Source organism: Mesorhizobium sp. CCNWLY176 (assembly GCF_037153935.1).
Classification (GTDB): domain Bacteria; phylum Pseudomonadota; class Alphaproteobacteria; order Rhizobiales; family Rhizobiaceae; genus Mesorhizobium_M; species Mesorhizobium_M zhangyense.
In genome coordinates this window covers 315,587-339,204 of the sequence record NZ_JBBBDZ010000005.1, presented here as the reverse complement: position 1 = coordinate 339,204, position 23,618 = coordinate 315,587, and the positions used below count along the sequence as shown (strand labels likewise).

Annotated in this window: 26 protein-coding genes; 8 read left to right on the top strand and 18 right to left on the bottom strand. The window is 62.7% G+C overall.

Translation table 11 applies throughout. From position 1 onward, the window contains the following. Positions 1-19 precede the first annotated feature (19 nt). Together WBQ96_RS11445 and WBQ96_RS11440 are read right to left on the bottom strand one after the other, a co-directional pair. A complete protein-coding gene (locus tag WBQ96_RS11445) occupies positions 20-196 on the bottom strand; it encodes a hypothetical protein (protein WP_336549664.1) in 177 nt (58 codons plus the stop codon). 154 nt (positions 197-350) lie between these two features. After that, complete coding sequence (locus WBQ96_RS11440; protein ID WP_336549665.1) at positions 351-1,274, bottom strand: hypothetical protein; 924 nt, start codon at positions 1,272-1,274, stop codon at positions 351-353. Positions 1,275-1,695: 421 nt separating this feature from the next. On the opposite strand from WBQ96_RS11440, the gene WBQ96_RS11435 reads away from it, so the two are divergent. Then, positions 1,696-1,848 carry a hypothetical protein gene (locus tag WBQ96_RS11435; RefSeq protein WP_165118623.1) on the top strand — a complete coding sequence of 51 codons (153 nt, stop codon included), beginning with the start codon at positions 1,696-1,698 and terminating at the stop codon, positions 1,846-1,848. 553 nt (positions 1,849-2,401) lie between these two features. On the opposite strand, the gene WBQ96_RS11430 is transcribed toward WBQ96_RS11435, so the two are convergent. Continuing rightward, positions 2,402-2,821 carry a hypothetical protein gene (locus WBQ96_RS11430; protein WP_336549669.1) on the bottom strand — a complete coding sequence of 140 codons (420 nt, stop codon included), beginning with the start codon at positions 2,819-2,821 and terminating at the stop codon, positions 2,402-2,404. 232 nt (positions 2,822-3,053) lie between these two features. On the opposite strand from WBQ96_RS11430, the gene alkB reads away from it, so the two are divergent. The 4 genes from alkB to WBQ96_RS11410 all read left to right on the top strand — a co-directional run bounded on the left by alkB (position 3,054) and on the right by WBQ96_RS11410 (position 5,695). Next, a complete protein-coding gene (gene alkB / locus WBQ96_RS11425) occupies positions 3,054-3,704 on the top strand; it encodes a DNA oxidative demethylase AlkB (protein WP_336549671.1) in 651 nt (216 codons plus the stop codon). Positions 3,705-3,794: 90 nt separating this feature from the next. Next, positions 3,795-4,544 carry a 2OG-Fe(II) oxygenase gene (locus WBQ96_RS11420; protein WP_336549673.1) on the top strand — a complete coding sequence of 250 codons (750 nt, stop codon included), beginning with the start codon at positions 3,795-3,797 and terminating at the stop codon, positions 4,542-4,544. Positions 4,545-4,594: 50 nt separating this feature from the next. Then, the gene (locus tag WBQ96_RS11415; RefSeq protein ID WP_336549674.1) at positions 4,595-5,110 is read left to right on the top strand and encodes a methylated-DNA--[protein]-cysteine S-methyltransferase; all 516 of its coding nucleotides are present in this window, start codon (positions 4,595-4,597) and stop codon (positions 5,108-5,110) included. Between the two features lie 69 nt (positions 5,111-5,179). Beyond that, the gene (locus WBQ96_RS11410; protein ID WP_336549676.1) at positions 5,180-5,695 is read left to right on the top strand and encodes a methylated-DNA--[protein]-cysteine S-methyltransferase; all 516 of its coding nucleotides are present in this window, start codon (positions 5,180-5,182) and stop codon (positions 5,693-5,695) included. Between the two features lie 256 nt (positions 5,696-5,951). Here the strand turns inward: WBQ96_RS11410 and pcaF are convergent, their stop codons facing one another. From pcaF to WBQ96_RS11395, 3 genes are read right to left on the bottom strand one after another with little or no spacing between them, the layout of a single operon-like run. Beyond that, on the bottom strand, positions 5,952-7,160 hold the full coding sequence (pcaF, locus tag WBQ96_RS11405; protein ID WP_336549678.1) for a 3-oxoadipyl-CoA thiolase: 1,209 nt from the start codon (positions 7,158-7,160) through the stop codon (positions 5,952-5,954). Between the two features lie 3 nt (positions 7,161-7,163). Beyond that, positions 7,164-7,835, bottom strand: a complete 672-nt coding sequence (locus WBQ96_RS11400) for a 3-oxoacid CoA-transferase subunit B (RefSeq protein WP_336549680.1) — start codon at positions 7,833-7,835, stop codon at positions 7,164-7,166. Beyond that, entirely contained in the window at positions 7,835-8,551 is a 717-nt protein-coding gene (locus WBQ96_RS11395; RefSeq protein WP_336549682.1) for a 3-oxoacid CoA-transferase subunit A, read from the bottom strand. The genes WBQ96_RS11400 and WBQ96_RS11395 overlap by 1 nt, the downstream gene beginning before the upstream one ends. Before the next feature lie 201 nt (positions 8,552-8,752). On the opposite strand from WBQ96_RS11395, the gene WBQ96_RS11390 reads away from it, so the two are divergent. After that, entirely contained in the window at positions 8,753-9,520 is a 768-nt protein-coding gene (locus WBQ96_RS11390) for an IclR family transcriptional regulator domain-containing protein (protein WP_336549685.1), read from the top strand. 208 nt (positions 9,521-9,728) lie between these two features. Here the strand turns inward: WBQ96_RS11390 and WBQ96_RS11385 are convergent, their stop codons facing one another. The 11 genes from WBQ96_RS11385 to pcaD form a co-directional block, all read right to left on the bottom strand. After that, positions 9,729-10,445 (bottom strand): ABC transporter ATP-binding protein, encoded by a 717-nt coding sequence (locus tag WBQ96_RS11385; RefSeq protein WP_336549687.1) that lies wholly within the window; start codon positions 10,443-10,445, stop codon positions 9,729-9,731. After that, positions 10,426-11,190: an ABC transporter ATP-binding protein gene (locus tag WBQ96_RS11380; RefSeq protein ID WP_336549689.1), complete on the bottom strand. Its 765-nt coding sequence runs from the start codon at positions 11,188-11,190 to the stop codon at positions 10,426-10,428. The genes WBQ96_RS11385 and WBQ96_RS11380 overlap by 20 nt, the downstream gene beginning before the upstream one ends. After that, positions 11,187-12,191, bottom strand: a complete 1,005-nt coding sequence (locus WBQ96_RS11375) for a branched-chain amino acid ABC transporter permease (RefSeq protein WP_336549691.1) — start codon at positions 12,189-12,191, stop codon at positions 11,187-11,189. Before WBQ96_RS11375 ends, WBQ96_RS11380 begins: the two co-directional genes overlap by 4 nt. Continuing rightward, entirely contained in the window at positions 12,192-13,055 is an 864-nt protein-coding gene (locus WBQ96_RS11370; RefSeq protein WP_336549692.1) for a branched-chain amino acid ABC transporter permease, read from the bottom strand. It lies immediately after the preceding gene. A gap of 64 nt (positions 13,056-13,119) precedes the next feature. Next, positions 13,120-14,292 (bottom strand): ABC transporter substrate-binding protein, encoded by a 1,173-nt coding sequence (locus WBQ96_RS11365; protein ID WP_165118597.1) that lies wholly within the window; start codon positions 14,290-14,292, stop codon positions 13,120-13,122. Positions 14,293-14,442: 150 nt separating this feature from the next. After that, entirely contained in the window at positions 14,443-15,615 is a 1,173-nt protein-coding gene (gene pobA, locus WBQ96_RS11360; RefSeq protein ID WP_336549695.1) for a 4-hydroxybenzoate 3-monooxygenase, read from the bottom strand. A gap of 28 nt (positions 15,616-15,643) precedes the next feature. Beyond that, the gene (locus WBQ96_RS11355) at positions 15,644-16,696 is read right to left on the bottom strand and encodes a 3-carboxy-cis,cis-muconate cycloisomerase (protein WP_336549697.1); all 1,053 of its coding nucleotides are present in this window, start codon (positions 16,694-16,696) and stop codon (positions 15,644-15,646) included. Positions 16,697-16,699: 3 nt separating this feature from the next. Next, positions 16,700-17,317, bottom strand: coding sequence for a protocatechuate 3,4-dioxygenase subunit alpha (gene pcaG / locus WBQ96_RS11350; RefSeq protein ID WP_336549698.1), 618 nt, complete (start codon positions 17,315-17,317; stop codon positions 16,700-16,702). After that, complete coding sequence (pcaH, locus tag WBQ96_RS11345) at positions 17,317-18,072, bottom strand: protocatechuate 3,4-dioxygenase subunit beta (protein WP_336549700.1); 756 nt, start codon at positions 18,070-18,072, stop codon at positions 17,317-17,319. Before pcaH ends, pcaG begins: the two co-directional genes overlap by 1 nt. Further along, positions 18,069-18,479: a 4-carboxymuconolactone decarboxylase gene (gene pcaC, locus WBQ96_RS11340; protein WP_336549702.1), complete on the bottom strand. Its 411-nt coding sequence runs from the start codon at positions 18,477-18,479 to the stop codon at positions 18,069-18,071. The genes pcaH and pcaC overlap by 4 nt, the downstream gene beginning before the upstream one ends. 4 nt (positions 18,480-18,483) lie before the next feature. After that, positions 18,484-19,284 (bottom strand): 3-oxoadipate enol-lactonase, encoded by an 801-nt coding sequence (pcaD, locus tag WBQ96_RS11335; protein ID WP_336549705.1) that lies wholly within the window; start codon positions 19,282-19,284, stop codon positions 18,484-18,486. 95 nt (positions 19,285-19,379) lie between these two features. Here pcaD and pcaQ point away from each other — a divergent pair, with 95 nt between their 5' ends. Beyond that, on the top strand, positions 19,380-20,297 hold the full coding sequence (pcaQ, locus tag WBQ96_RS11330) for a pca operon transcription factor PcaQ (protein ID WP_336549707.1): 918 nt from the start codon (positions 19,380-19,382) through the stop codon (positions 20,295-20,297). A 124-nt stretch (positions 20,298-20,421) separates the two neighbouring features. On the opposite strand, the gene WBQ96_RS11325 is transcribed toward pcaQ, so the two are convergent. Beyond that, positions 20,422-22,260 (bottom strand): calcium-binding protein, encoded by a 1,839-nt coding sequence (locus WBQ96_RS11325; RefSeq protein WP_336549709.1) that lies wholly within the window; start codon positions 22,258-22,260, stop codon positions 20,422-20,424. Between the two features lie 331 nt (positions 22,261-22,591). On the opposite strand from WBQ96_RS11325, the gene WBQ96_RS11320 reads away from it, so the two are divergent. After that, complete coding sequence (locus WBQ96_RS11320; protein WP_336549711.1) at positions 22,592-23,545, top strand: helix-turn-helix transcriptional regulator; 954 nt, start codon at positions 22,592-22,594, stop codon at positions 23,543-23,545. The last annotated feature ends 73 nt before the right edge of the window (positions 23,546-23,618 follow it).

Genomic DNA, 23,618 nt, shown 5'->3' with positions numbered 1-23,618 from the left:
ACGCCTGCTGCCCGGGGTTTCAGCTTTCGCTTTCGCGCAGCCTGTTCAAGGCTTCCTGCTCTGCCACCGACAGCAGCGCGCCAAGGTCGTGCAGCACATAATCTGCGTCCGCCGCTGCAAGGGATTTACGCAAATCCTTCAGGGTGCCGTAGGTTTGCCGCAGCGTTTCTCGAAGCTGTCTGCGATCTTCCTGCATTTTCCGTCCCTTCCTACGCTACTCGGTACTTGCCAGGACAACTGCCCCGCCCAGCGAACGTTCCAGAAAAGCTCATGTTTTCATGATCGAGCGTTCCTTAAACAAATGCCCGCCCCGGTGAAGGGGCGGGCATTTGCATCCACTCGCACGTCGGTTATCGAACGATCATGACGTCCGGATTTTCGTCGCGTCCGCGCCCGCCGATAAGTGCGGCGACCGAGGCGATGAAAGCACCGAGCAGTAAGGACAGCGCCGTCACCAGCGAGAATGTCGCGGCCGCCTTTCTGGCGGTATCCGCAGCCTGTTTCGCGTCGGTCTTGGCCGTTTCGATCCGCTGCAGAACGCCGTTCACGCGCGCTTCCGCATCGGCCTGGGAAAGCCCGGCGCGCGCAGCAACGAGCTGAGCGAGATAGGTGCGATCCTCGGCTGACACTTCACCGGATGCCGCGCTGGAGAGCAGGATGCGCGTGGCCTGGCCCGCTGCCGCCGCATTGCCTTCGGCACCTTGCGCATTGGCTGCTGCGGCATCGGCAGGACGGAATAGCGAATCGACGAAGTAGGAGGTCATGTCGTTTGCCTGCGAAGCCATGCCGCTCTGGCTGGGCGCACTTGCACCCGCGCCAGCGGCCGACGTTGCGCCCGAAACCACCGTCGACGCCGCCTGCACGCCGCCGCCCACAACCGAGGTCAGGGCCGAGCCCATCACGCCGGCGACGACCAGCGTTGCCAGCGCCCAGGACAGGAACCCGTGCGCGGTATCTCGGAAATAGATCTCGTCGTCATGCACGCCCGACCATTTCGTGCGCAGCCGCCCGGCGATATAGCCGCCGAAGGCTGACGAAAACCACTGCACGATGATAAGCCAGATTGCGGTTGATACGGCGAAGGTCGTCATCGAGACGCCGGAGCCGGACCATGGCGAAACGGAGCTCAGGCCGAGACCGGAACCCAGTACGATCAAAAGAAGCGTCAGCGAGGATGCTGCCACCGCTCCTGCGATGATTGCAGCCCAGGACACAGCGGATGACGAGGATTCGCTCGGAACGACTGCCTCGGTCGATGAAATTGTTTGTTGCATGACCACCCCCTTATCGAACGAAGAGAAGGATGAGAATGATGATCGGGATAGGTATACCGAGCAGCCACAGCAGGATTCCACGACCCATGATTATTCTCCTTGGATTGCTGAGGCACCAATCGCCCCGTGCCTCAGCAACCGCAGCGCGCGATGAAAGTTCCACTGCACGAGCAGTCGCGCAGAACTTCTTTATTTCGCACGCGATGGAACCTTTCGGGCCAAGGCTTGTTGAGCAGCAACGGCGGGTGAAGTCCCCTCCTATCCCGTCGCCTCAAAGAAAAGCCGTCTCTCCCGAGGCGGCTTTTTCTTGTGACGAAACGCAGCGCGTTAAGCTTTTCGTAATTAGATTAAATCTTTAGTGAATCCGGGCGAAGTGACATTGCAAACCGTTGGGGACGGTTGACGGAATCGGAGTGCGGCAATGGTTACCCGGCTAGGCGTGGTTTTCCTGATTTCAGCGCTGTTTGCCGGCGGCTTCGCGGGCGTCGTGCACCTGTCGGACACGTCGGCCCGCTACGATACCGGTTGCCGGGTATCGACCAATCCGGCCTGCTTCGGGCCCTATCAGCGATAGGCACCGCGCCTGATCACAGCGCCGGCCGAAACCTACTTGCAGACATATTTCACGCGGCTGCCTGGCCGGGATACGTTGCTGCAAGAGACGAGCTTGGCAGGAGCGGCTGCCGCCGGCTGCGCTGCCGGGCGGGCAACGGTTCTGTTCTTGCGCGGAGCGGATCTCACACGAGGCTTGGGTTTGCTGGCCGGCGCCGCGACAGCGGGCTCGGTAGGCCGGGCAGGAAAACTTGAATAGACGACCGCGTCGCTCAGGCTCGGTTCCGGCGCACTCCGGCGCTTGAACATGTTGGACCAGTCGGTCGTCTGCCCCTGGAATTCGATGGAGCCATCGGACGTTCGCGAGCATCCGCCCGCCGCCAAGAGCCCACAACAGGTAGCGATAGTCAGCATCGACCAGACGCGGTCTACCATCACGAAGTATCCCCTAAACGATTTCACGACCGACCGACTCACACCGGCCGATCGTTATCATGATAACCGCAGTGGCCCCGCTGGAAAAGAAATGTGATCGCTGCACATTTCACGCCGGGACCACGAAACTGCCTGACGGTTTAGCGGATAACCGGGCAACCGCGTTCGCGGCTGAAGCTGACGATAATCCGCCGGCCTTCCGACCTGCCACCGACATCGATCGTGCGGCGGCCTACATCCATGATCCGTGCGCGCCGGACACCCATGCGCTCGGCCTTCTCAAGCGCCCGGTCCGGGGTACAGGAGCGCGAACCTCTGTCGTCACGGCGAGAGTCGTTGCCGTAGCGCTCGTCCCTGCGGTGGTCTCTCCTGTCGCGGCGATCGCGGCAGCCAGGATCGTAACGATGCCGGCCTTCGCAATCCTGCCGCATCAGGACGCGTGGACCGTCTTGTCCGAGTTCGAGCTGCAATGTCTGGGCCGATGCCAGTGATGGGGCAAACGACAGGCTGCCGATACCTATGAGTGCCGAAAGCGCGCAATTACGAATGAAAGAATGCATGGAAAGGCTCCTCGTTTGTCGACCTCAACGCGCTCAAGGCGGTTTTGTTCATTCGCCTTTCATGCCCTTGATCGATCGATGCCAGCTATCAGATTCTATGGCGGCAGCAACAGCAGTTTGAAAACAGCGTTATCGTTGCGTATTCAGACCCCGAAACCGAAAAGCAGGAAACGGGTTGCCCGGCAATGCATGATCGCTAGGCAATGCCGGGACAGGACACCAGGAGCAAGCCATGCGGGATCTTTTCGGCGACGCAGTCTTCCACGAACCGCCGACCGAGCAGCTCGCCGATGGCGCTATCCTGCTGCGAAGGCGCGCACTGCCTTTCGAGGCCGAATTGCTTGCCGCTCTCGAAAGCGTTGTTGCCAAGGCTCCCTTCCGTCATCTGGTGACGCCGGGCGGCTTCGAGATGTCCGTGGCGATGACCAATTGCGGCACCGCCGGCTGGGTGAGCGACCGGACAGGCTATCGCTACGATTCTCGCGACCCGCTGACGGGAAAGCCGTGGCCGGAAATGCCGGCCTCGTTCCTGAGGCTTGCGACCGAGGCGGCGGCGGATGCCGGTTATCCGGCTTTCGCGCCCGATGCCTGCCTCGTCAATCTCTACGAGCCCGGCGCGAGGCTGTCGCTGCATCAGGACAAGGACGAGCGCGACCTTGCCAATCCGATCGTCTCCGTCTCACTCGGCCTGCCCGCGACCTTCCAGTTCGGCGGCCTGAAACGAACCGACCCGATCCGCAAAATACCGCTGCACCATGGCGACGTTGTCGTGTGGGGCGGCCCCTCACGCCTGTTCTATCACGGCGTTCTGGCACTGAAGGACGGCGACCACGAAACGCTGGGGCGCAGGCGCATCAACCTGACCTTCCGCAAGGCGCTTTGATTTCAGCGTCGTCCGGCAAGGCAGGTTTCGGGTGGTTGCCATCGAGGCAGGCCTCTATCTTGTATAACCAGCTGAACAGGATCAACGGCAATGAACGCACGAGCAAAGATCGCCGAAGCCCCACCCTCAATAAGCACCGCCACCGACCGCGCCGCCGGATATGATTGGGACGCGCTCGCCGGCGATCTGAGCGGCTATGGCTGCGCCGTGCTGGAAAATCTGCTGACGCAGCGGGAATGCCGCGACATCGCAGAGCTCTACCCGCATGAGGAGCATTTTCGCAGCCATATCCATATGGCGCGGCATGGTTTCGGCAAGGGCGAGTACCGCTATTTCCGCTACCCGCTGCCGGATCTTCTTGGCGACCTGCGCACCGTGCTCTATCCCCGTCTCGCGCCCATCGCCAACGACTGGAACGCTCGCATGAGCATTGCTGCGCGCTACCCGGAAACCCATGCCGAATTCCTGAAAGCCTGCCATGACGCCGGCCAGACCCGCCCGACGCCGTTGCTGCTGCAATATGTGCCGGGCGACTTCAACTGCCTGCATCAGGACCTTTACGGCGATCTCGCCTTCCCGCTGCAGGTGGCGATCCTGCTGTCGGAACCGGGCAAGGATTTCACCGGCGGCGAATTCGTGCTGACCGAACAGCGCCCGCGCATGCAGAGCCGCGCCGAGGTCGTGCCGCTCCGCCAGGGCGACGCTGTGGCTTTTGCCGTGCACAACCGGCCGGTTCAGGGTACGAAGGGCAGCTACCGGGTCAATCTGCGCCACGGCGTCAGCCGGGTTCGCTCAGGCAAACGGCACACCGTCGGCATCATCTTTCACGACGCCAAATGAACAGCATGAGAACGAAGGCATCCGCCCCGGCACGAGACGAAAAAGCCCTGGTGGCGCTTACCACAGAGACGATCGACACGCCGATCGGCCATCTCGTGCTGCTGGCGGATGGCGAGGGCAGGCTGTGCGCCGCCGAATTCGAAGATTGCGGCCATCGCCTCGATCGCTGGCTGCGCCGCCGCTTCGGGCCCGATGGCTATGTGCTGGTGCCCGGCCATGTCCCGGCGGCGACCGCAAAAGCATTTTCAGATTACTTTGACGGCAAGATCGAGGCTCTTGACGAGATCACGGTCAAGCTGAGCGGTACCGATTTCCAGAACGAGGTCTGGCAAGCCTTGCGCCAGGTCGAGCCGGGCAAGCCGCTCGCCTATTCGGCCCTTGCCGCGCGCATTGGAAAGCCCAAGGCCATTCGCGCCGTGGGTACCGCCAACGGCGCCAATCCGCTTTCTATCGTCGTCCCCTGTCATCGGCTTGTCGGTGCCGGCGGCGATCTGGTGCGCTATGGCGGCGGCCTCGAGCGCAAGCGCTGGCTGCTTGACCACGAAGCAAATACCGGGAGCGCATGAATCGGGTCGTTTGCGCCGTCGCAGGGGCTTATCTTCCAGTCACGTTGAAAATTTCGAAGGATTGGAAAAATGCACACCACAATTCGCTATGCCTGGGGCCAAAGCTCCCTCGGTGACTTCATCGCCGCACGTTCCGAGCGCGGCCTCGTCATGTTCGAGTTTTCGGATCGGCGCGCGGCTTCGCTCGATGCCCTGCGCGAGCGGTTCGCGGACGCCGATCTTGTCGAGGACTGGCTCGCCGATACGGTCACGAAGCTTGCCGATCTGATAGATCACCCGGAACAGGACATCGATCTGCCGCTAGACCTGCGCGGCAGCGACTACGAGCAACGCGTATGGGAAGCGCTGCGCGCGATCCCCGCCGGCAAGACCACCAGCTATGGCGACATCGCAGCAAAGCTCAGCAATCCACGCGAGGCCCGCGAAGTCGCGGAAGCCTGCGCCGCCAACACGGTAGCCATCCTCGTGCCCTGCCATCGTGTGGTGAAAAAGGACGGCTCGCTGTCCGGCTATCGCTGGGGTTTTCAGCGCAAGCGCGCGCTGCTGTCGCGCGAGCAGAAGGCCGTGGCTTTCGAGCTGGCTTGAGTGTGGCTGTGAGAAGCCCCCTCTCCGTGTCGGCTTTGCCGAGCCACCTTGCCGGGGCGAGCCGCGGGTCTCGCCCGTCCTTCGGACCCCCGCAAGCGGGGCGAGGAACTGGCACTCGCGAAGGTCTCGGCATCGCAGAACTTGAGTTCCTCGCCCCCGCGAAGCGGGGGAGAGGTGGCGCGCGAAGCGCTACGGAGAGGGGTCTTGCGCCGATCTAAACACTCAAACGACCGAACGCTCTAGCTCGACCAACCCCTCACACCCGCTCCAGCGCGATCGCAATCCCCTGCCCGACACCAATGCACATCGTGGCCAGCGCCAGCCTGCCGCCGCGCTCCCGAAGCTCGAGCGCTGCCGTGCCGGCAATGCGTGCGCCCGACATGCCGAGCGGATGGCCGAGCGCGATCGCGCCACCATTCGGGTTGACGTGCTCCGCGTCTTCGGCAATGCCGAGTTCGCGGAGCACGGCGATGCCTTGGGAGGCAAATGCTTCGTTGAGTTCGATGACGTCGAAATCGCTCGGCTTGATGCCGAGCCGGGCGCAGAGCTTTTGCGTCGCCGGCGCCGGGCCCATGCCCATTATGCGCGGCGCAACACCAGCCGCAGCACCACCAAGAACCCGGGCGATCGGCGTCAGGCCGTATTTCTTCACCGCAGCTTCCGAGGCGACGATAAGGGCGGCAGCGCCGTCATTGACGCCCGAGGCGTTGCCCGCCGTCACCGTGCCGCCCTCCTTTTTGAAGGGCGTCGCCAGCTTGGCCAGCGTCTCGACGGTCGTGCCGGCGCGCGGATGCTCGTCCTTGGCAACAACGATCGCATCGCCCTTGCGCTGCGGGATCGTCACCGGCGTGATTTCCTTCGCGAGCCGGCCATTGGCCTGCGCCGCAACTGCCTTGTCCTGGCTGCGCACGGCAAAGGCGTCCTGGTCGGCGCGGCTGACGGAAAAGTCCTCGGCGACGTTCTCGCCGGTCTCCGGCATGGAATCGACGCCATACTGCTTCTTCATCAGCGGGTTGATGAAGCGCCAGCCGATCGTCGTGTCATAGATCTCGGCATTGCGCGAAAAGGCGGTGTCGGCCTTGGGCATGACGAACGGCGCGCGGCTCATGCTCTCGACGCCACCGGCGATCATCAGCTCCGCCTCGCCCGCCTTGATGGCGCGCGCGGCAATCGTCAGCGCATCCATGCCCGAGCCGCACAGCCGGTTGACCGTCGAGCCCGGCACTTCCTTGGGCAGACCGGCCAGCAGCAGCGCCATGCGCGCGACATTGCGGTTGTCCTCGCCGGCCTGGTTGGCGCAGCCATAAATGACATCGTCCACCGCTGCCCAGTCGACCGAGCCGTTGCGCTCGATCAGCGCCTTCAGCGGCACCGCACCGAGATCGTCGGCGCGAACCGACGACAGCGAGCCGCCAAAACGGCCGATCGGCGTGCGGATGTAATCGCAGATATATGCGTCAGCCATTTTTCAAACCTCCGGTACGATAAGATCTTTGACAGTGCCTTCGACCGCCAGGGTGGCTTCGGTCAAGGCCTGCAATTCTTCGAGGCTGATGCTCGGCAGTTTTTCCCGAAGAACGAAGCGGGCATTCACGATGTCGACCACGGCGAGACTGGTATAGACGGTCGTCACGCAGCCGACGCCGGTCAGCGGCAGGCGGCACTGCTTGAGCAGCTTGGGCCGCCCGTCCTTCGTCGTGTGGTCGGTAATGACGCAAACCCGCTTGGCGCCATGGACAAGGTCCATCGCGCCGCCCACCGCCGGCACCGAACCAGGACCCGTGCTCCAGTTGGCCAGATCGCCGTTTTCGGCAACCTCATAGGCGCCCAGGATGGCGACATCCAGATGGCCGCCGCGCACCATGGCAAAGCTGTCGGCGTGGTGGAAGAATGCAGCGCCCGGATTGAGCGTAATGGCCTTCTTGCCGGCGTTGATAAGGTCCCAGTCCTCCTGCCCGGCGGGCGGTGCCTCGCCGAAATCGAGGATGCCGTTCTCGGTGTGATAGATGACCTCGCGGCCCTTGGGCTTGAACTTGGCGACCATCTCGGGAAAGCCGATGCCGAGATTGACATAGGCGCCGTCCGGAATGTCCTGCGCCGCGCGCCATGCGATCTGTGCATTCGTCAGTTTGGCGGTCATCACTTGGTCACCTCGCGCAACAGAGCTTCTTCCTGCTTCGGGTTCGGCACTTCGACGATACGGTTCACGAATATGCCCGGCGTCACGACATGTTCGGGGTCGATCCCGCCCGGCTCAACGATCCGGCTTGCCTGCACGATGGTGATGGCAGCCGCAGTCGCCATCAGCGGCGAGAAATTCCGCGCCGCCATGTGATAGGTGAGATTGCCCTTGTGGTCGGCCAGTTCAGCCTTGATCAACGCCACGTCCGCCTTGAGCCAGCGCTCCTGAACGTATTTCCTGCCGTCGAATTCGCCGACCGGCTTTCCTTCCGCAACCAGCGTGCCGAAGCTCGTCGGCGTGTAGAAGGCGGGGATGCCTGCACCGCCGGCGCGGATGCGCTCGGCCAGCGTTCCCTGCGGCACCAGTTCGAGCTCGATTTCGCCGGCCAGATACTTGTCGGTGAAGGCCTTCGGGTCCGTCGAGCGGGGAAACGAGCAGACCATCTTGGCGACCATGCCGGCATAGATCATCGCCGCAATGCCGACCGCGCCATTGCCGGCATTGTTGTTGACGACGGTAAGCCGGCCCGGCGAGCCGGTCTTCTTGTAGCGCTCGACCAGCGCATGAATGAGCTCGATCGGCGCGCCAGCGCCACCGAACCCACCGATCATCACCACCATGCCGTCCTGAATGTGGGAGACGGCGTCCTCCACGCTTGGACTGATTTTACTCATCGTTGATCCTCACCCATCCCGATTGGTGGTGGCAGCAACCGCAGCCGGAAACCGCACTACCGCCTCATTCGCAACTCACCAGTATCAATCAAAAAGTTCGTATTGCGAACATTTGTTTTGTATGCGATACTTTGTGAATGAAATCCGATGGAAAGTCAATCCGGCCCCTTGGCCGGAAGACCCGTTTTTGGAGCCACGCCAATGCGCGATGAAGAGACCGCCCGCGATCACGTTGGCTCGCTGGAACGCGGCCTCGGCGTGATGGAGATTCTCGCCGCGCACCCGGCTGGGCTGACGCTGACGGAAATGGCCGAAAAGGCCGGGCTGACCCGCGCCGGCGCAAGGCGCTTCCTGCTGACGCTGGTCGCCACCGGCTACGCCACCCAGACCGGCCGCCAGTTCGCCCTCTCGCCGCGCCTGCTTTCGGTGGCGCGCACATGGCTGCAGGGCACGTCGCTATGGGGTTTTGCCGAGCCCTTCATGCGGCAGACGGCGACGGCACTGCAGGAATCCTGCTCGGCGACCATTCTGTCCGGCGAGGATGTCGTCTATGTCGCCCGCGTCCAAGGCCCGCGCATCGTCAGCCTCGATCTGAGTGTCGGCGCGCATCTGCCGGCCTATTGCACCGGTATGGGTCGTGTCCTTCTGTCCGGGCTGAAGCCGGAAGAACTCACGACATTTCTCAACAAGGCGAAACTCACGCCCAAGACGGAAAAGACCGTCACCGACAGGAAGCAGCTCGCCACGATCATCGCCCGGGTGAAGCAGGACGGTTACGCGGTCGTCGACGAGGAACTGGAAATCGGCCTGCGCTCGGTCGCGGTGCCATTGCGCGACCGCTCCGGCGCCGTCGTCGCGGCAATCAACGTCTCGACACAGTCGGCGCGTTATCCAGTTGCGGAGATGGAGCGGAAGTTCCTGCCGCTGTTGCAGGAAACGGCGGCGCGGATTGAGGATTTTTTCGTGTAGTTGCGGATAGGTTTGGGCTGCAGAAGGACCCCTCTCCGTCTCGGCTTCGCCGAGCCACCTCTCCCCATTTCATGGGGCGAGGAACCCAAGTCCTGCCATGCCGCGACCTCGGCGGGTGCCGGTTCCTCTCCCCCGCAAAGCGGGGGAAAGGGGGGTCTGCTGCGTCTACACCTCACCGTTATCTCGATGAACAACGCTTTTTGCCCCCTCAATGCAGCCCACCAATCCCCAGCAACCTCTCCACCACCTCCGGCTGCGCCGCCAGCTCCGCCGGCGTTCCCGACCAAGCCACGCGCCCGCGCTCCAGAATGATCGCGCGGTCGGCGAAATCCAGCGCGCTTTGAATGCGCTGCTCGACCAGAACCACCGTCATCTCACCACCCGAAGCGAGCTTCGAGAACGCCGCCATCAGCTCCTCGCAAATGACCGGCGCCAGCCCTTCCAGCGGCTCGTCCAGCAGCAGCACCGTCGGCTTGCCGAGAATGCTGCGCGCGGTGGTCAGCATCTGCTGCTCGCCGCCCGAAAGCTGCGAGCCGAGATTCTTTCGCCGCTCGGCCAGGCGTGGGAACATCTCATAGGCTTCCGAAATCGCCGAGCGGTCGCGGTCCTTCAAGCCGACGAACAGATTTTCTTCGACCGTCAGCGATGGAAAGATGCAGCGCGCCTGCGGCACATAGCCAAGGCCGCTTCTGGCGCGCGACGAGCTTTCGAGATTGGTCAGCTCGGTATCCCCCATGCGGATCGCGCCGCCATAGCGCTTGGTCTGGCCGGCGATGGTGGCGAGCAGCGTCGTCTTGCCCATGCCGTTGCGGCCGAGCACGGCAAGGCGCGAGCCGGCCGGCACGGAAAAGCTGACGCCCTCCAGCACGCGCGTCGGCCCGTAGCCGGCGCTGAGATCGGTGACTTCAAGCGGCGTGGCTGGCATTGGCATAGTTTCCGAGATAGGCCTCGCGCACGCGCGCATCACTGGTCACATCCTGCGGCGAACCGTCGAAGATGATGGCACCGGCCGCAAGCACGATGACGCGCTTGGCGAAGCGGAAAACGAGGTCCATGTCGTGCTCGATCATCAGCACGGCAAGGTCGGGCGGCAGCCCGGCAAGGGCCGCCTCGATGCGCGGCGTATCGCTCTGCGGCACGCCTGCCGCCGGCTCGTCGAGCAGCAGCACTTTCGGCTTCAGCGCCAGCGCCAGCGCGATTTCCAGCAGGCGCTGCTGGCCATAGGCGATCTCGCTGACCTTGCGCGTGGCGATATGGTCGAGGCCGAGCGTGGCGAGCAGCGCATCGGTTTCCTTCATCACGTCAGGCATGGCGTGGAAATTGCCAAAGACGCGGCCCGAGCGCCCGGTGCGCTGCAGGATCGCAATGGCAATATGCTCCTCCGGCGTCATCTCGGAAAACAGCCGCGTCACCTGAAACGACCGCACCAACCCCTGTCGAACACGACTCGTTGGGCCATGCGCGGTAATGTCCTCGCCGGCGAGCAACACCTTGCCTGCATCCGGCTCCAAATGCCCGGTGACCAGATTGACGAAGGTCGTCTTGCCCGCACCGTTCGGCCCGATCAGCGCGACGCGATCGCCCGGCTGCATCGAGATCGACACGTCCTGCGTTACCGCAAGGCCGCCGAAGGATTTTCGGAGTTTTTCGACCTGGAAGACCGCGCTCATGAACGCCCCCTGTAGCGATCGAGAAGCAAAGCCGCCGTGCCGTAGAGGCCCTTCGGCGCAAACAACACCACCACGATCAGCAGCGCGCCGACGATTGTCAGCCAGTGGAACGGATTTGCTGCCGAGACAGTATCCTCGAACCACATGAAGGTGACCGTGCCGATCAGCGCGCCATAGAGCGAGCCGGTGCCGCCCAGCACCAGCATCACCAGCGCCTCCGCCGATGTGGTGAAGCTCAGACTGTCCAGCCCGACGACCTGCGTGGAGATGGCGTTGAGCGCGCCGCCAACACCGGCGACAGCACCGGAAATGACATACATCTTGATCAGCGTGCCCTGCACCGAAGCGCCCATCGCGCTCACGCGGATCGGGTCTTCCCTAATGCCGCGGCACAGCGTCCCGAAGGGCGAGCGCACCAGAAAGCGCAGCAGGATGAAGACGACGACCAGCAGCGCCACGCCGAAGCCGTAAGCCGTGCGGCCCCAGAGGTCGAAACCGAACATGCCGAACACCGGATCGGGCGAAATGCCGGCAAGGCCGTCGCTGCCGCCGGTGTAGCTCGATGCCTTGTTCGCCGCTTCGTGGAATAGGTGGATCACCGCGATGGAAAGGACGAGTTGCGCCAGCCCATGCCCGCGCAGGATGACGACGCCCGAAAGCAGACCCGCAACCGCTCCGCCAATGGCCCCCACACCGACCATGGCAATCGGGTCGGTTATGCCGAAGTGAACGGCAGCGATGCCTGACGCGTAGGCGCCCGCACCGAACAGCGCTGCATGGCCGAGCGTCGCCACGCCGCAATAGCCGGTGACGAGATCGAGCGACAGCACCAGCAGCGCGATGCCGAGAATGCGCGTCAGCAGCGCCAGGTTGTTGGGGAACAGGAAGTAGCCAATGACAGCAACGACGAGGATGATGGCAAGGCCGGCAAGATCGCGCAGCAACCAGTTCGGGCGCGCAGTTTCGGACTTGGCGGCAGCCGTGTTTTCGATCGCCGCCATCTATTTGTTCCTGCCCAGAAGGCCACGCGGGAAGACGCAGACGATTGCGATCACCGCGAGATAGAAGAAGAACTCGCCATATTCGGGCACGAGATAGCGCCCCGTCGTGTCGATGGCGCCGAGCACGAGGCAGGCGAGCAGCGCGCCAGGGATGGAACCTGCCCCGCCGACCGAGACGACGACCAGGAACGTCACCATGTAGCGCAGGGCGTAGTAAGGCTCGATCGGCAGCAGTTCCGCCCCGACGATGCCGCCGAAGGCAGCAAGCCCGACGGCGACCGCGAAGCTGACGGCATAGACGATCTTGGTGCGCACGCCGAGCGATGCGGCCATCGCAGCATTGTCGACCGATGCGCGAAGCTTCACGCCAAAGGACGTTTTCTCGATCAGATACCAGAGCGCGCCGGCAACCACGACGCCGCAGGCGATGGCAAACAGCTTATGCGCTGCGATGGAGCGGAAGCCGAGATCGACCGGACCGCGCAGGGTTTCCGGCAGCGGAATGGTCTTCAGCGTCGGGCCGAAGACATAGTTGGCGATGCCGATGACGCAGAAGGTGATGCCGATGGTCATCAGCACCTGCGTCAGTTCCGGCGCACCATAGATGCGGCGGTAGAGAAAACGCTCGATGGGAATGGCGATGATGATCGTGCCGGCAACCGCGATCAGTATTGCAACGCCATAGCCCAAGCCGAGGTCGCGCGCCGCATAGGAGGCGATGTAGCCGCCGATCATGGCGAAGGCGCCATGGGCGAGATTGACCACGCGCATCAGACCCATGGTCACGGACAGTCCTATCGAGATGACGAACAGCACCATGCCGTAGGCAAGCGCGTCCACCCCAACACTTAAAACAGTCTGCATCGCTTGATCCAACAATCGCCCGGAAGCCTGCTCGGCTACCGGGCGGTCTGCCCTGGAACGCGGCTTATTTTACAGCAGCCAGACCCGGATCAGGCTGCTTCTCGAAAGTCGCGATTTCCTTGTTGTAGTAGGTGCCGTCCTCGGCCTTGGTCACCTCGCGCAGATAGATGTTCTGCGTCATGTGGCGGCTTTCGGCGTCGATAGAGACCGGGCCGCGCGGGCTTTCCCACGCCATCCCCTTCACCGCATCGACAGCCTTCTGCGCATCCTGCTTGCCGCCGGTCGCCTCGATCATCTTGTAGATGACATGCATGCCGTCATAGGCGCCGACCGAGGGGAACGACAGTTCCGCCGGGTTGCCGATGGCCTTGTGGGCTGCTTCCACAAACTTCTTGTTCTCGGCTGAGTCATGCGAGATCGCATAGTGGAAGGTCGTCAGCATGCCTTCGGCGGAAGCGCCAAGTGCTGGCAGGTCGGATTCCTGCGTCAGGTCGCCCGGTGCAAGCAGGGTTATGCCGGCATTCTTCAGACCGTTGTCGTTGTAGGCCTTGACGAAGCCGAGCGTCGTCGGGCCGGACGGCAGGAAGGCGAAGACGGCGTCCGCGCCGGAGTCCTTCACGCGTTGCATTATCGGGCTGAAATCGTTGGTCGACAGCGGCATGCGTACCGACTCGGCGATCTCGCCGCCCTCGGCCTTGAACGTCGTGACGAAGGCGTTCTCCGAATCGACACCCGGGCCGTAGTCACTGACCACGGTGATGACCTTCTTGACGCCGCGCTCCTTGGCGACCTTGGCCATCGGCACGGAGGTCTGCCAGGTGGTGAACGACGTGCGCACCACCAGCGGGCTCTTGGTGACGATGGCCGATGTCGCGGCATTCATCACCACCAGCGGCACATTGGCCTGCTCCAGCAGCGGCGTCACCGCCATGGCGTCCGGCGTGAAGTAGAAGCCGGCGAGATACTGCACGCCTTCCTTCACCACCAGTTCCTGCGCCAGCGCCTTGGACTGCGCCGGATCGGCCTGCGGCACGTCACGATAGACGATCTCGATGTCGTCGTCACCGACCTTGCTGCCGTTCAGCGCCATCCAGGCATCAATGCCCGCCTTGAAATTCTTGCCCTGGATGGCGAACGGCCCGGAGAACGGGCCGACGACGCCGACCTTGATCGTATCGGCATAGGCCGAGCCGCATAGCGCGAGTGCCGCAGTCGCGGCCAAGAGAAGCTTTTTCATATTTTCCTCCACCAGATCACAGCGGCTCCTCCCAACGAGCCACACCAAACCCACCATCGCAACTGTCATGCTCGAAACGGTAATGTAAAATGAAAAGAAACAAGCAATGCATAATCACCGGGATATATGTCCCGACGTCATCGACGGCTTTTAATAAGGCAACCCGACATAGTTCTCTGCAAGTGACGTAGCGGCCGCCTGGGAATGGACGAGATAATCCAGCTCGGCCTCCTGAATGCGCTGACCGAAGGCGTCCGTATCGGGAAAGCGATGCAGCATCGTCGTCATCCACCAGGAAAAGCGCACCGCCTTCCACACCCGCGAAAGCGCCTTGCCGGAATACGCGTCCATGCCCGCCGGTGACTTGTCGAGATAGAACTCTTTTAAGCCCGAAAACAGGTAGCGCACATCGCTTGCCGCAAGGTTCAGGCCCTTGGCGCCGGTCGGCGGCACGATGTGGGCAGCATCGCCCACCAGCGACAATCGTCCGAACTGCATCGGCTCGGCCACGAACGAGCGCAACGGTGCTATCGACTTCTCGAAGGACGGGCCAACCGTGACCTTTTCGGCCGCTTCCTTCGGCAGACGCAGGCGCAGCTCGTCCCAAAAGCGCTCGTCGCTCCAGTTCTCGACCTTGTCGTCAATCGGGCATTGCACATAGTAGCGGCTGCGATGCTCCGACCGCATCGAGCAGAGCGCGAAGCCGCGCGGGTGATTGGCATAGATCAGCTCATGGTCGGCCGGCGGCACTTCGGCCAGAATGCCGAGCCAGCCGAACGGATAGGCGCGCTCGAACAGTTTCAGCGCATCCTGCGGCACCGACTTGCGGCTGACGCCGTGAAACCCGTCGCAGCCAGCGATGAAATCGCAATCGATGCGATGGGTGACGCCGTCCTTTTCATAAGTGACGAACGGTGAAGCCGTATCGAAGCCTTGCGGCAGCACATTCTTGGCGTCGTAGACGGTCATCAGCCCAGCTGCGCTGCGCTTGTCCATAAGGTCGTGGGTCACCTCGGTCTGGCCGTATACCGTCACGCGCTTGCCGCCGGTCAGCGCCGCCAGATCGATACGGTGCAGCCGGTTGTCGAATGCAAGCGAGATACCGTCATGCGGCAGGCCCTCGGCACGCATGCGGGCGCCCGCGCCGGCCTCGTCCAGCAGATCGACAGTCCCCTGCTCCAGCACGCCGGCGCGCACGCGGCCAAGCACATAGTCGCGGTCGACGCGTTCGAGGATGACATTCTCGACGCCGATGCCAGCCAGAAGCTGCCCGAGCAGAAGGCCGGACGGACCCGAGCCGATGATGACGACCTGCGTGCGCATTCTTTTCCTTTCGCCAGGGGCGAGGAGTCTAAACGCCGATGCTTTCGATCTGTCCCGCAAGCTCGCCGGCAAGCCGCAGCGAGGCGGCCGTCGTCGCCGCCATCTGCGGCAGGATCAGCCATTCCAGCGTCCAGGCCGAGCCCGAGCGCTCCTGCTCATGAACCAGCGCCTGATGCATGCCCGAAAGCTGGGTCGCATTGAACCGTGCCAGCGAGACAAGAACCTCCGCGGCCACCGGGTTCTGCTTGTGCGGCATGGCCGACGAGCCGCCACCGCCCTTCAGCGCAATCTCGCCGCCGGCCTGCGCCATCAGCGCGACGTCCTGCCCGAACTTGCCGAGGCTGCCGCAGACCAGCGACAGCCAGTTGGCGAGATCCGCCAGCCGGTCGCGCTGGCTGTGCCATTGCGGCGCGTCGGCCAGTCCGAGCTTTGTCGCCAGCGCCTTGCGCAGGGATAACGCCTTGTCGCCGAATTTCTCCAGCGTGCCGGCTGCTCCGCCAAACTGGACGACGAGCAATTCCTGTTTCTGCTGCACCAGTCGCGCGCGATGCCGGACCAACGGCTCCCGCCACGCCCTGATGCGATCCGAAACGGATATCCCGATCGCCGCCTGCATCCGCGTCTTGCCCATCAAGGGCCTTGCGCCGAAACGGTCTTCAACCGCCGCAAACGCATCGACCAGCGCCGCAAGCAGCCGGTCGAAATGCTCGATCACCGGCTTCAGCCGCAGGATCAGCCCGGTATCGATCACGTCCTGGCTGGTCGCGCCGAAATGCACGGCTTTGTCATGCGGCTTGCCGACAGCCGCGCGAAGCTGGCGTACCAGTTCCGGCACCACGACACCGTCGCGCGCGACGCCTGCCTTCAGCGCTACCATATCCGGCTTGAACGAACCTAGCGCCGACACGATTGCCGAAGCCGCCTCCGTCGAAACGATCCCCTCGCCCGCTTCCGCTTCGGCCAATGCCCGCTCGAAATCGACCATCGCCGCGATCTCGGCTTCCACCGAAAAATGCCGCGCCGTCTCCGCGTCGCCGAGCAGACCAGACAAAAAGGGGTGATCGAAGGGGGACACGGTCATGGTTCAGATATCGAAGAAGACCGTTTCCTTCTCCCCCTGGAGATGGATGTCGAAGATGTAGGAGCCGTCGCCCTGCCGAACGGCAATCAGCGTCGGCACGCGCACGCGGTGTTCGATCCGGGCCAGCACCGGGTCCTCCGCATTGGCCTTTTCCTCCTCGGGAAAATACATGCGGGTATGCAGCCCGATATTGATGCCGCGCGCCACGATCCACACCGTGATGTGCGGCGCCATCAGCCGGCCGTCCTTGAACGGTACCCGGCCCGGCTTGACCGTCTCGAACATGCACTCGCCCGTGTCCATGTCAGTTGCCTTGCGGCCCCAGCCGACGAAATTCGGATCTGCCGCGCCGCGCATTTCCGACGGCGAATTGTAGAGCCCGTCGGTGTCTGCCTGCCAGATCTCGACAAGCGCATCCTTCAGCGGCGTGCCGGTGCCGTCGAGCACCCGCATGCGCACGTTGATGCGCTCGCCTTTGGTCTTGTCGTTGACCATGCCGGCGCCAAGATCGTTCTCGTAGACCCCGCCAATGCCACAAAAGTTAGGCGTCAGGCCTATATGGACGTAAGGCCCCGCGGTCTGCGAGGCGCTTTCCCTGAGGCGATCGAGTGACTGCGCCATCAATTGCCCTCCAGCCTGTTTTCGAACAGCGACGAACGCCGACCGCGCAGCACGATGTCGAACTTGTAGGCGCGCGCATCCATCGGGATGGTCGCCTGCATATCGAGCGCGGCGATCAGCGTTTCGACAGCCGCCCTGTCGGGAATGGTCTTCACGATCGGGCACTGCCAGATCATCGGGTCGCCCTCGAAATACATCTGCGTGATCAGCCGCTGCGCAAAGCCGTGGCCGAAGACCGAGAAATGGATATGCGCCGGCCGCCAGTCGTTCGGGCCGTTCGGCCAGGGATAAGGCCCGGGCTGGATGGTGCGGAAGGCATAGCCGCCATCCTCATCCGTGATGGTGCGCCCGCAGCCGCCGAAATTCGGGTCGAGGGCGGCGACATAGCCTTCCTTTTTGTGGCGGTAGCGGCCGCCGGCATTGGCCTGCCAGAATTCGAGCAGCGCGCCCGGCACGCCCTTGCCGCGTTCGTCCAGCACGCGGCCATAGACGACAATGCGCGGGCCGATGGCGCTTTCGCCGGGCCTGGCGAAATTGTGGATCAGGTCGTTGTCGAGCTCGCCCAGTATGTCATGGCCGAAGGCCGGCCCGGTGATTTCCGACAGCGTGTTGTCGAGCGACAGCAGCGCCTTCTGCGGCGAGCGCAGCACGGAGGTCTTGTAGCCGGGCGTGAAAGCCGCCGGATGCCAGGCGCGGTCGCGCTGGAAGAAGGCGCCGGTTTCCGGCTTGCGGTTCGACAGGGGATCGGCAGTCATTTTGCGTTATCGCCCTGCGCGTCCATTTCGGCAAACACTTCCTTGGCGATCTTGATGGCCCGGTTCGCCGCCGGCACGCCGGCATAGATCGCGACATGCAGGAAGGCTTCACAGATGTCCTCGCGCGTGGCCCCGGTGTTGGCAGTGGCGCGCACATGCATGGCAACCTCCTCGTCGTGGCCGAGGGCTGCCAGCAGTGCCAGCGTCACCATCGAACGCTCCCGCTTGCTCCAGCCCGGCCGTGCCCAGACGGTGCCCCATGCCGCTTCCGTTATCAACTGCTGGAACGGCTGGTCGAAATCGGTCGAAGCCTTCGAGGCGCGGTCGACATGGGCATCGCCGAGCACGGACCGCCTGACGGCGAGCCCTTCGCGATACCTCGCCGAGTGCTGAGCCGGTTGATGCATGGTTTTATTCTCCGGATGGAAGATCGGCGATGAAGCCGCGAATGAGATCGACCAGCGCTTCCGGCTGCTCGACGCAAGGAATGTGGCCGGCCCCGGAAATTATCTCGAACCGGCTGCCTGGAATGAGATCGGCCATCGAGCGCACGAGGTCGGGTGGCGTGGAGCCGTCCTGGTCGCCGACGACGCAGAGCGTCGGCACCGCGATTGCCTTGGCCGCTTGCGTATAGTCGGCGTCGCGAAGTGCAGCGCAGGTCCCGGTGTATCCGGCGACGGGCTGGCGCATCAGCATGTTGCTGTAGCCGGTCAGTTCGTCCTTGCGGTCCATGTGGAAGGCCGGCGTGAACCACAGCCGCATCACCGGCTCGACCAGAACCTCGATGCCCTTGCTTTCGACCGTCGCAATGCGGGTGTTCCAACTATCGGCGGTGCCGATCTTGTGGGCCGTGTCGCAAAGCGCCAGCGCGCGCACCAGATCGGGGCGCTTGGCATAGAGGCCCTGCGCGATCAGCCCGCCCACCGAGAGGCCGCAGATAATCGCATTCTTGACCTTCAGATGATCGAGCAACCCGGCAAGATCGTCGACATGATCCTCGATCGAATAGGGCGCAGCACCCACGTCCGACAGGCCGTGACCGCGCTTGTCATAGGTTACGATCGGGAAATCGCCGGCAAGCTGGATGATCACGTCACGCCAGATGCGAAAATCCGTGCCGAGCGAATTGGCGAAGACGATGACCGGCTTGTCCGCAGGCCCGCCGATAAGCTGGTAGTGCAGCGTAACGCCGCTGATTTCGATGAATTGCAATGGCTTGGCTCCTCGCTTCGGAAAATGACCTAGTTGTTTGGTTTGGTAAAATGATATTTTGTGGCATTCTCTTAACTCAGGGGTTATGAAAATCCATGATCGAGAGCCGCGTCAGGTTTCGTCACCTCCAGACCTTCCTTGAAGTCGCGCGTCAGAAAAGCGTGGTCAAGGCGGCGGGGCTGCTCAATGTCAGCCAGCCGGCCGTCACCAAGACCATCCGCGAGCTTGAGCAGGCGCTCGGCGTTGCCGTTTTCGAGCGTGACGGGCGCGGCATCAAGATCACGCGTTCGGGCGAGATCTTCATGCAGCATGCCGGCATGGCGATCACGGCGCTCAGGCAAGGCATCGATTCCGTTTCCAATGCCGGCACCGATGGCGGGCCGCCGATCCGCATCGGCGCACTGCCCACGGTCTCGGCGCATATCATGCCCCGCGCCATGACCCTGTTCCTGAAGGAGAAGACCGGCGCGACGATCAAGATCGTCACCGGCGAGAATTCCGTGCTGCTCGATCAACTGCGTCTCGGTGAACTCGACCTCGTCGTCGGGCGGCTGGCCGCGCCCGAGAAGATGACGGGCTTCTTCTTCGAGCATCTCTATTCCGAACAGGTGGTCTTCGCGGTTCGGCCAAAACACCCGCTGCTGCGCGCCGGCCAGGACGTATTCGAGCAACTGAGCAATTATCCGGTGCTGATGCCGACGCGTGGCTCGATCATCCGGCCCTTCGTCGAACGCTTTTTCATCACCAATGGCGTCGCAGCCATCCCGACCGAGATCGAAACCGTCTCCGATTCCTTCGGCCGCGCCTTCGTTCGCCAGAGCGACGCGGTCTGGATCATCTCCGCCGGCGTCGTCGCCGACGACCTGAAGACCGGCGTGCTCACGACGCTTCCCATCGACACCAGCGAAACAAAAGGTCCGGTCGGCCTGACCATGCGCACCGACACCGCAACCTCGGCCGCCTTTTCCATCCTGCTCAAGACGGTGCGCGAGGCGGCGCAAGGACAAGGGTAGATTTCTCAAGCAGCGTAGGAACCCCTGCACTCTTGAGGCCCGGCACAGGGCGCTAACGCCTGTGCCGGGCCTCTTCAACTCGCTGCTAGAAACTCCGGCACGATGGCCTGAAACGCGCGCCGTCCTAGATCACGAAGAACTCACCAGCCGACATCGCCAGCCCAGTGGAGAGCGTGGCGAATTGCACGGCAGCCGCACCTCCTGCACCGTCCTTGTCGAACAGAAGCGCACCGGTCGTTGCGTTGTAGATGATGCGGTCAGATGCATCGTGAGCTGCGGTGCCGGCGTAGAAGGCACCCGCCGTCAACACACCGCCGGCGAGACCGGTAAAGATGCTGTTCTCCAGCTGGATCGTATCCTGCGCGACATTGTAGTCGTTGATCTTGTCGATGTTGTTCGAGCCAAGCGGTTTGTTGAAGACGAAGCTGTCATTGCCATCGCCGCCGACCAGCGTGTCCGCGCCTTTGCCGCCATCCAGCGTGTCATTCCCGATGCCACCGCGAAGAATGTTCTTCCCGTCATTGCCAATAAGCGTGTTGTTGAGGGTGTTGCCGTTCCCGGTGAGATCGGCCGTACCGAGAAACTCCAGCCGCTCGACATTGGCATCGAGTATCCAGTCGATGTAGGAGCGCACGGTGTCCGAGCCCTCCGCCGCGTTTTCGATCGTACGGTCATCCGCGGATGACACTACATAGATGTCGTTTCCGGTACCGCCATACATATTGTCCTTGCCGGCCTGTCCGTTTAGGACGTCGTGACCGCTTTCGCCGTAGAGCTTGTCATTGCCCGCGCCGCCTTCCAGCGTGTCGCCGCCGCCCCCGCCCTTCATCAAGTCAACGAGTTCGTATCCGACAATGACATCATCGGCTCCATCGCCGGTCGAAACCCGCACGGACTGATGTATCTCGGCGATGACATCGTTGTTTGCACCGTCGTGCCAGGACATCACGAACTTGCCGTCGTTCAGTGCCGCGATCGACGTCTTGACCTCGTTGCCGGTGCCGGCGTTGACCCGAAGCCCGCCGGGCGACAGCACCGCGCCGGTATCGCCGTCGACAAAGGACACCATGGGATCGGTGTCGCCGAAAAGATTGTCATGATAGCTGATCGCGACCACACCGTTCGAAAGCTGGACTGCGCTTGGCTGGAACTCCGACTGCGAGTTGTCAGTGATTTGCGTCAGACCCTGATAGGTGCCGGTGCTGCTGTAACGTGCAAAGCTGATTTCGCGTTCGCTGCCCCAGCCATTGTCCTCATAGACGATGCCGAAGCCGCCATTGGCGAGCGCCACGACATCGGGATTCTCGTTGATCGTGCCGACAGTATCGAGGAGTGCCGGAGGTTTGCGAACACTGCCGTTCGCATTGTAGATCGCCGACCAGAGTTCGGTCTCCCCATTGAATTCTTTCTGCCACGCCACGGCAAAACCGCCGTCGGCCAACGCGGCAACCTTGGCGTTGGTATGCTTTCCGGTGGCATCTATCGTGAACGTGGAAACGGCGGGGCCATTGTTGAGCCTGACCGACACGACGATGTCGGATTCGGTCGCGCTGATCGTATCCTGCCCGACGATGACGAAGCCGCCCCCGGTCAGTGCGGCCACGTCCGGATTGCTGGTATTGGGATTTCCCAGGTCGATATCGGCCAGGATGTCGCTGCCATCCGGCGCGCTGATCTCGAAAACGAGGCTGTCGCTGTCCTGGAAAACCACGACATTGTTGCCGTTCGACAATTGGGCGATCACCGGATTGGCGGCGGTAACCCCGATGTTGCTGATCGGGAAGCTAGCCCCGACCGCATTGCCCGCGGAATCGAACATCTTTGCATAGACGTTGTTGTCGGCAGTTGTGTAAGTCGCGGCGAAACCGCCGCCGGGCAGGCTTGTCAGCTGTCCGCCCGAACCATCCAGGCTGATCGTCACGGATTTGAGCAGTTCGCTTGTGAAAGTCGTCGTTACAGTCATTACAGCCCCCCTTGTGGCTCGCTAGATTCTCGTCCGGTCGGCGACGATGAGGATTGGTTGTTCGATGCGGCGCAGCGCGGATGATGTCGGCCATCGCAACTGCGATCTGGGCCTCGAACCGTTCTGCGTAACCGCATGCAGCGCCTGTCGTCTGGTTTTGACCGCGCCGCGATGCCGGAGACCGCTAGCATGGAACCGGAGCCGGCGTATGGACGAGACGGAACACGCTATTGCAGCAGCGGAACTGCACGGCTGAAATCTGCCATCAACTCTTGATGGAAACCCAAAATTCCGGCAATTTCCGCTTCGGATCTTGTGGGGGCAGGCGACGTTGCTTCCGGACGCGGCTGAACAGGTTGCCTCATTTTCATCTGACGACATTCCCGAGCATTTCCGGGATGAATTCGTTCGCGACTTTTATGGGCGTATCCAGATGCGCCTCCAGGTCAAACCGCATCAGGACCACCCGCTGAACTTCAAGGCCCGCACGCTGATCCTTCCGGACATGATGTGTACGATGGGTTCGGTATCGCCCATGACATGGGATCGAACGCCGGATCTGATGTCGGACGACAACGACGACATCATTCTTTCGTGGAACAAGGGCGGCTATCGTTTCACCATGCCCGGACGCGGAGACTACGAGACAAAGCCCGGAACGGCCGCCATCTTGCCGCTCGACCAGCGATTCTCGATAGAAACCGAAGATTCCAGCTGGACAATGGCGCTCCAGTTCAAGCGATCGCTTCTGGCGCCGCTGGTGAAGAACCTGGATGACGTCAGCCCAGACAGCATCGCGCGCCTCCAGCCGGCTCATTGCCTCCTGTTCGATTATCTCCGGTCGGTTCTCCAGGCGTCGTCGGTCAACGGGCTCGCGCCGATGGCGTCCCGGCACATTACCGACCTGCTCGCCCTGTCGTTCGGCAGCGTCCAGCATGGCGTGCCGAACTCGGGCGTTCGCGCGGCGCGCCTGGCCGCGATCAAACAGCATGTCGCCAGGCACCTTCGCGACCCCCGGCTCAGCGCAGAACAGGTATCGCGGAAATATGCGATCAGTTCACGCTACATCCGCCAGCTCTTTTTCGAGGAAGGCACGAGTTTCTCCGACTATGTGACCGAGCGACGCCTTGCCTACGTCCACAGCTGCCTTCTCGATCGCCGGCAGGCGCTGCGGCAAATTGCCGATATAGCCTTTGAAGTCGGCTTCATCGAGCCATCCACATTCTACCGCCAGTTCAGGCTCCGCTACGGCAAGACGCCAACGGAGGTCAGGGGATCGATATAGCGTCTTGACGGAGCGGCGGCGTATCACCGCGCCGTTGTTTTGGCAGGATCGATTGCTGTTCGCTGCGGAAAGC